Genomic DNA, 5,906 nt, shown 5'->3' on the forward strand with positions numbered 1-5,906 from the left:
ATGGTGCGCGGCGTGTACGTGCGCAGCCAGTTGGTGATGTTGCTGTCGATCTGGGCGCCGGCGGGCGGTCCGACCTCGTGCGGAACCGGACCGATCAGAAGGGGACCTCGACGATCGTCATCGAGTTCACGCCCCAGTAGCAGGAGCCGGCGCTTCTCGTGCTGGTCGTCCAAGGATCGATCTGGAGCGCCTTCGGGCTGTCGTACGTGAACCCCGCTGTGCAGTCGACCCGCAGGAACCACTGGCCGGTGCCGGTGCAGCTGGCGTTGCCGCGGTAGTTGCCGAAGCTGCCGCTCACCCAGGTCGAGCAGTTCATGCCGAAGTACGGCGTGACGAACGCGGCCTGCACGGCCTCGGCCGACACGGGCTGGGCCGACGCGGTGGCAGCGCCCCCCATGCCCACTGCCGCGGTGGCCAGCACTGCGGCTCCCAGGTTCCTCATTCGCTTTCCCATGGTGGTGTTCCTCTCTTGTCGATCGCAGTGGACTGTCCTGATCGGACGATCAGGCGCCGGACGAGGGCGTGCTTCACCGACGGACGGGCCGTCTCCGGGCCGCGGCCGTGCTCTACTCCCCCGGCGCGCGACGACCGGGGTGGCGCCTCGACCGGTTATCGGGCGCGGTAGGCGTTCTCGACGATCGCGTCGACGATCGTCGGCCATGCGCCGGGCGGGAAATCGTGCCCCATGCCCGGGATGAGCAGGAGCCGTGCGCCGCTGATCGCGGCCGCGGTCGCCTCGCCACCGGAGTGGTGGCACATGCGGTCCACCGTCCCGTGGATCACGACCGTCGGAGCCGTGACCCGCGCGAGCTGGTCGGTTCGATCCCCCGCCGCGCGCACCGCCTTGTACTGCCGGTGCCGGCCACCGCGGTGGTCGGGGTCGCGGCGGAGCGCGAGCGCGGTCGCCCGCCTGATCTCGTCGACGTCCTGCTCGAAGCCGGACGAGCCGATGGTGTCGAACAACCGCACGCGCCGCTCGATGGCCTGCTGCTCGGTGCGGGCGCGCCGGGAGAACAGGTGGCGGAGCAGCCGCGGCGAAGTGCGACCCTTGCCGCGGCGGCCGGTGGTGGACATGAGCGACGCCAGGCTCAGCACCCGTGACGGGTGGCGCACGGCCATGACCTGGGCGATCATCCCGCCCATCGACGCACCGACCACATGGGCGCGTCGGACGCCGAGCGCGTCGAGGAGCCCGATGGCGTCGGCGGCCATGTCGTCCAACGTGTAGTCGGCTCGGGGCAGGTGTGTCGAGCGTCCGGCGTCGCGGTTGTCGAAGCGGACCACGCGGAAGCCGCGTTCGGCGAGTTGCCGGCAGAACTCGTCGGACCAGTGCACGAGCTGGAACCCCAGGCCCATGATCAGCAGCAGTACGGGCTGTCGCTCGTCGCCGAACGTCTCGTAGCACAGCTCGATGCCGTTGGCCGGGACGATCTGTTCCGCGGCGCTGGTCGTGCGGTCCTGCATGGTCTTCTTCGCCATTCGCGAGTGGGTGGACGGGTGTGGAGGTCAGCCGGTGACGCAGGGGAGGTCGTTGAGGGTGACGTTGGCGACGCTGACGCCGGCCGGGTCGGTGTTGCGGCCGTTGAACCCGACGTTGGTGTACCGGCCGGGGGCCAGGCTCGGGAGCCAGTCGGGGGCGTTGACCCGGATGTGGCCGCTGTACGACACGAACCTACCGCCGTACGTGGTCTGGATGAGGGCGCCCGGTGACAGGTCGAACTCGACCCACCAGCCGTTCACCGGCTGCGAGCCGGTGTTCGTCACCTTGATCCCGGCGGTGAACCCACCCGTGAAGGTGACGGCCGTGTAGTCGAAGCGGCAGGAGGCCTCCGCCGCGACGGAACCGGCGGCCGAGGCCGCAGGCGCCGCGACGGTCGCGACCCCGGTCAGCATCGCGGCGACGGCCGCGGCGGTGGCGAGACGGCGGGTGAGGTGCCGCATGACGGTGCTCCTTCGTCGATCGGCGGTGCGGGTGCGTCCGCTTCGCCACCGATCATCGTGCGGGCGGGCGGCACATCCCAGCGCCACTACGCGTTCCCTCGCGGTGTACCACTTCACCGGGGAGCGCCGCCGGTCAAGGGACAACAAGTCGATCTTCGACGTTCCTTCGCTGAGGTCGTGACAGGGATCCCTGTGGCGGCGCCCGCCCACGCGGCATGTACCTCTTCAAGGGCTGCGCCGGCTCGGAGTGCGACCTCGCGCAGGTCCTCTGTGATGCTGGCGGCACTGGTCGTGGTTTCGCCGGTGACCGGTTGGAGTGGCTGCTCGCGTTGTTCCGGCGTCACGGTGTGCAGGTGTGGCTGCCCGAGGCCGGTGACCCGGTCGACCCGGAGGGTCCGGAGCGCCGGGCGTTGGTGAGGATGCCGGGTGTGCAGTCGTTGCGCGAGGTGGTCCGTTGCTCGGCATCGTGCGATGGCGGCCATGCCCTCTTGGTCAGACTCGCGTGAGACACCTGGTGTGAGGGTGGGTTCATGATCGAGGGCGGGATCGGAGATCCTGATGACCGCGTCCTCGCCATCCGACAAGCAGCCCCGGCCCTCCCGCGGTGACCATGCCGACCCGCACTGCCCGAGGTGGCCTGGACCACCCAACCCGTCGATCACCCACCACCAGCCCCGTAGACACAACCTGTCTCACTTGACCTGACGACAACCGTCCTGCGGATCGGCGCGATCCCGCCGATCCGCAGCGTGGTCGGCAAGCCGAGGCGGCGCCCGCGCCGGCTCCACGCCGACCGCGGCTACGACCACGACAGGTACCGCCGCCCGGTTCGCCCCCGCGGCACCACGCCCGTCATCGCCCGTCGCGGCGTCGCACACGGCTCCGGCCCGGGCACGGTCCGCTGGTCATCCGGGGAACAGGCCCGACAGCCTTTCCTCGGCGGCACGGCGCAGTTCGGGGTTGGCGAGCATCATCCGTTCCACGTCGGCCCGCATCGCCGCGGCACCCTCGGGTGTCCGCACGTCGTGCAGGACGATGCTGGCCGGATTGTGCAGGGCGATGTAGAGGTGCAGGTCCGGCACGCCGTGCGGGTTCAGGGCCGCTCGCACCTCGTCCCGCTGGGCCGCGGTCATCGGCAGGAACGGCTCCCGGGTTCGCGCCCGCGGGCCGGTCTCGGGGAACTCGTCGGCGCGGGTGAAGGTCACTCGCAGCCCGTTGAGGTAGGCGACCGGGATGCGCTTGCGGAGACAGAAGTTCACCGCCTCGGCGAGCGTGTCCACGATCGGCTCGCCCTTGTCGTTCAACGACGTGTTGCACAGGATCGGCACCCCCGTCCGGGCGTGGAAGGCCGTGATCAGGGCGTGGAGGCGGGGCTGCTGGTCGACGCGCAGGGTCTGCACGCGCGAGGAGCGGTCGAGGTGGGCGATCGCGGGAACGCGGTCCACGACGTCACCGCGCACGGTGAACGTCTCCAGCATGTACGGCGACCGCGCGCAGTCCTCGAACCAGTCTCCGGCGAACTCCTCCAGCACGACCGGGGCGACCGGCCGCCACCACTCCCGCTGCTTGATCTCGTTGAGCCGGTCCTTGGCCTCCGCAGAGGTCGGGTCGGCCAGCAGGCTGCGGTTGCCCAGCGCGCGGGGCCCGATCTCCGACCTGCCGTCGAACCACACGACGGGGTGCCGGATCAGGTCGTCCACGGCGGTGTCGAGGTCGAGGGCGTCGACGGTGCCGATGAAACCCCCGAACTCATCCAGCGCGGCGTCGAGGTCGTCGTCCGCCCTGCCCAGGTAAGCGCTGGGGAAGTGGAAGTCGAACCGCCCCGCCAGCTTCTTGTGGAACGCGCCGAGCGCGATGCCGACCGACTGCCCCCCGTCGCTGACGTGCGGCGGCGCCAGCAGTCCGGCGAAGCCGTACTCGCGCATGAGGTGGCTGTTCGTCGGGCAGTTGAGGGCAAAGCCGCCGGACAGCGCGAGGTGGCTGCGCCGCGGGTCGATGCCGAACTCGTCGAGCACGCGGTCCAGGTTGCGCTCCACGATCATCACTGAGATCGCCTGGACCTCTTTCATCACGGCGCTGACGAGGCTCTCCCGCTCGGTGAAGCGCGGGTCGGGCGACAGGGTGCCGCGCACCGAGTCGACGATGATGTCGAGGGCCACGGGCATGTCCTTCATGGACCGGGGGCCGGAGAAGTCGAACTCGTCCACGATCCGCTGCCGATCGGCGAACCCGGTGGCCTTGGTCGAGGTGGCCAGCGCCATGAGCGTGCCCTCGCGCATTCCCAGGCGGTCTTTGGCGATGCCGTAGAGCGGACCTGGCGACTCCACGGGGAAGAAGCTCACGTCACCCCGCTCGACGACGCACCCGGCGAACCACCGGTCCTTGACCCGACCGTCGAGCACCCGGTCCGGGCCGCGATCCATCGCGAGACCGACGATGGTGCCGCCGAAGAACAGGTCGCTGTCCATCAGCACGGCGCTGTAGAGGTGCGACAGGGCGTGGTAGGCGAGGTCGGGGTGCTCCGTGACGAGGTGGTAGTCGTCGGTGGTCGCGATCCCCGGCGTGCCCCAGACCTCGACCACGTCGTCGAAGCTCAGGCCGTGCGCCGCCAGCAGGGAAGCCAGGAAGACCCGGAGGTCGTCCAGGGTCCGAAACGGGGTGCGGTGCTGCTTCTCGCCGCTGATGCGCTCCAACTCCCACACGTGTTCCAGGCGCACCCGCGATCCGGACTTGTGCCACAGCGACACGTTGCCATCGTGCCGGAAGACCATGTCGAAGAGGCTGTGCAGGCCCACCGGGTTGAGGTAGGTCGACAGGTAGAAGCCGTCCCGCATCGGAGGTTCCTTTCGCTCCCGGCTCATCCGCTCAGGACTACACCGAAAATCCGGTCAGGGTGGAACAGCCGCAGCGCAGCGGGTGCGTGTGCCGGGCCGCTGCCGCGCAGCAGGTCGGCCTGCAGCCTGGGGTCGGGGTGCGCGTGGCGCTCGACGAGGTCGTCGAGGAGCGCGTCCGCCGCCTTCGCCTGCGACGCCGCCGCGCGCAGGATCGACGCGGCGCCCCGCTCGGCGGCGAGCCCCAGTTGCACCGGGGGCTCGCGGTGGACGTCGGCCACGGTCGCCACGACGGCCTCGACCAGTCGATCCGCGGAACCGGCCGCGCCGCTCGCAACGATCATGAGCGTCGTGCGGCCGCCTCTGCGGAACACCACGCTGTCGGCGTGGTAGCTCAGACCGGTGTCGCGCAACGCACGGGTCAGCCGCGAACGCACCGGGTGGCCGAAGTCGACGTTCACCACGAGTGCGCCCCAGTGCTCCGGGTCGTGCGAGCCGGGGATCGGCAGCCCCAGCCGGATGTCCGCGCCAGGTCCACCTGGGAGCCGCAGCAGGTCGGGAGAGGGGGCGACCACGGCGTCTGCGAACCGGCGGCGGGGATGGGCGGGCAGGTCGAACTCGGCGTGCGGGTCCACGTCGCCCACGAGGACGATCGCCAACTCTCCCGACAACAGCAGCTTCTCCAGTCGGTCGCCCACGGCGCGATCGGCGACCGCGGCGGAGCCGGCAGCCAGCTCCGCCGGCGACCACGCACCCGCCGAGCCGGGCAGGAACGCCGCGCAGAAGGCCGCGTCCGCGACCTCGCGCGCAGTGGCCGCCCGCCGGGACTGCTCCCGGAACGCGGCGTGACGCGAGTCGCCCGGCGCGGCAGGTCGGAGGCGGGCCAGGGCCGGCACCGCGCGGGCGATGTCGGCGGCGAACAGGCGCAGGGTCAGGTGCAAGCCGCTGTAACGCCACTTCCCCGACAGCCGGTGGACGCCGACACCGGCGGCGTCCAAGGCCCGGCGAGCCTGTCCGAGCAAGACGTGCTGGGCGGCGGCACCGCCAGCGCGTTGGACATGCCGTGCTTCTTGGTGAGGAGGTCGGGCGGGAGGACGCCGTCGGCGAAGAGGCCTTCGAGGGGCTTGAGGTCCG

Annotated in this window: 5 protein-coding genes and 1 pseudogene; 1 reads left to right on the forward strand and 5 read right to left on the reverse strand. The window is 70.9% G+C overall.

Annotation, left to right across the window (positions count from 1 at the left end):
- Window positions 1-94: 94 nt before the first annotated feature.
- From ABTZ99_RS44375 to ABTZ99_RS44385, 3 genes are all read right to left on the reverse strand, one after another.
- Window positions 95-442, reverse strand: coding sequence for a hypothetical protein (locus ABTZ99_RS44375; protein WP_499619180.1), 348 nt, complete (start codon window positions 440-442; stop codon window positions 95-97).
- Window positions 443-609: 167 nt separating this feature from the next.
- The gene (locus ABTZ99_RS44380) at window positions 610-1,479 is read right to left on the reverse strand and encodes an alpha/beta fold hydrolase (protein ID WP_499619182.1); all 870 of its coding nucleotides are present in this window, start codon (window positions 1,477-1,479) and stop codon (window positions 610-612) included.
- Between the two features lie 27 nt (window positions 1,480-1,506).
- Window positions 1,507-1,941 (reverse strand): cellulose binding domain-containing protein, encoded by a 435-nt coding sequence (locus tag ABTZ99_RS44385; RefSeq protein WP_499619184.1) that lies wholly within the window; start codon window positions 1,939-1,941, stop codon window positions 1,507-1,509.
- A gap of 728 nt (window positions 1,942-2,669) precedes the next feature.
- Here ABTZ99_RS44385 and ABTZ99_RS44390 point away from each other — a divergent pair.
- Window positions 2,670-2,846, forward strand: a pseudogene (locus ABTZ99_RS44390) (IS5/IS1182 family transposase); the annotation flags it as partial.
- Here ABTZ99_RS44390 and ABTZ99_RS44395 read toward each other — a convergent pair.
- Both ABTZ99_RS44395 and ABTZ99_RS44400 read right to left on the reverse strand, forming a co-directional pair.
- Window positions 2,847-4,775: a carbamoyltransferase C-terminal domain-containing protein gene (locus ABTZ99_RS44395; RefSeq protein ID WP_498786281.1), complete on the reverse strand. Its 1,929-nt coding sequence runs from the start codon at window positions 4,773-4,775 to the stop codon at window positions 2,847-2,849.
- 23 nt (window positions 4,776-4,798) lie between these two features.
- Window positions 4,799-5,770 carry an insulinase family protein gene (locus ABTZ99_RS44400; protein ID WP_499619186.1) on the reverse strand — a complete coding sequence of 324 codons (972 nt, stop codon included), beginning with the start codon at window positions 5,768-5,770 and terminating at the stop codon, window positions 4,799-4,801.
- Window positions 5,771-5,906 lie beyond the last annotated feature (136 nt).

Origin of the sequence: Actinosynnema sp. NPDC002837 (assembly GCF_040295345.1) — a bacterium.
Classification (GTDB): Bacteria; Actinomycetota; Actinomycetes; order Mycobacteriales; family Pseudonocardiaceae; genus Actinosynnema.